This window comes from Streptomyces sp. NPDC058289 (genome assembly GCF_042880975.1).
GTDB lineage: Bacteria > Actinomycetota > Actinomycetes > Streptomycetales > Streptomycetaceae > Streptomyces > Streptomyces stoeckheimensis.
The window spans coordinates 1-1,357 of the sequence record NZ_JBHVYI010000210.1; the positions used below are offsets into that span (position 1 = coordinate 1).

At 68.8% G+C, this 1,357-nt stretch carries 2 protein-coding genes; both read right to left on the reverse strand.

Annotated features, from left to right (window positions below; translation table 11 throughout):
- Window positions 1–16: 16 nt before the first annotated feature.
- Entirely contained in the window at window positions 17–421 is a 405-nt protein-coding gene (locus tag ACFVX6_RS40890; RefSeq protein WP_389699658.1) for a transposase, read from the reverse strand.
- The gene (locus ACFVX6_RS40895; RefSeq protein WP_389699659.1) at window positions 336–1,130 is read right to left on the reverse strand and encodes a transposase; all 795 of its coding nucleotides are present in this window, start codon (window positions 1,128–1,130) and stop codon (window positions 336–338) included. Before ACFVX6_RS40895 ends, ACFVX6_RS40890 begins: the two co-directional genes overlap by 86 nt.
- Window positions 1,131–1,357: the final 227 nt, after the last annotated feature.

Consider the following 1,357-nt stretch of genomic DNA (forward strand, 5'->3'; position numbering starts at 1 on the left):
GATGCCCCTATGGATGTCAACCGAGAGATCCAACGGCGCCGGTCGGGCCGGCCGGAGGGGCTGCCGGGACGATAAGGCGGTAGATCTCCCGCGCGACGTAGCGTTTGAGGCAGCGGATGATCTCGCGGCGTGTCTTGCCCTCGGTCAGACGACGTTGCAGGTAGTCCCGGGTGCGGCCGTCCCAGCGCAGTCGACTGAGGACGATGCGGTAGAGGGCGGCGTTCGCCTGACGGTCACCCCCGCGGTTCAGCCTGCGCCGCTGTGTCTTCCCGGAGGACGCCTCGACCGGGCCGGTGCCGCATAAGGCCGCGAAGGAGGCCTCGCTAACCAGTCGCTCAGGGTTGTCGCCGGCCGAGATGAGCAGAGCAGCGGCACTGTCGGGGCCGACGCCGCGAACTTCCAGCAGACCAGGCGTGCTCACTTCGACGGCCCTGGCTGGCTATCTGCTTGTTGAGGTCGTCGATCTCCTCGGTCAGGTGCCGGATGCGGCGGGCCAGCAGCCTCAAGGTGTGACGCGCGGCCCGAGCCGGCCCGCCCGCGTGCTGAGGATCGAGGTCGACGCACCGCTTGAACAGGTGCGGGTTGCTCAGTCCGGCCAGCGACTCGCGGAGGGCGGAGTCGGCCGAGACCAGGACGCTCTTGAGCTGGTTGATCGCCTGGGTCCTGGATTTGATCGCGGAGCCCTTCGCCAGCTTGAACAGCCGGAGCATCTCGACTGGACCATCGCCGGTCTTCGCCGCGGCGGTGGCCCGTCCGGTTAGCACGGCGCGAGCGGCAGCCTCGGCGTCGATGGCGTCGGTCTTGCCGTGGCGACGTCGGGCGGCCTTGTCGGGCTGATTGACCTCGGTCACCTCGATGCCCTCGGCCCGCAGGTGACGGGTCAGGGCGGCTCCGTAAGAGCCGGTGCACTCGACGCCGGCCCGCCGCAGCACGCCGAATGAGCGAGCCCAGTCGAGGAGTTGTCGATATCCCTCGGCGGTCGCGGGGAAGCTGCGGCCGTCCAGGGCGGATCCGAGCACGGTGATGACGGCAGCGGCGTGGATGTCCTTGTGCGTGTCCACTCCGAGCAGGACGTCTTCCGCGTCGGCCGGGACGCGACATGGGGCGGTGGACTGCGTGATGCTGGTCAAGGTCGCAGGTCTCCTGATCGCCTCGGGAACCTGTGGCCATCCCCGGGCCGAGGACGGTCAAGACTGTGATGGTGCCTGTCGCGAAGGCCCCTATCGGGACACATCCCCTGCCCGGCGGCAGCGAGTACCGCCCCGTGCAGTGGCCGACAGATCAAACTCAAGGCACCAGGGCCAGTCGTAGCGCGAGTCAGGCCACCGCCCGAAGCGGTACCTGAACATCCTCACAG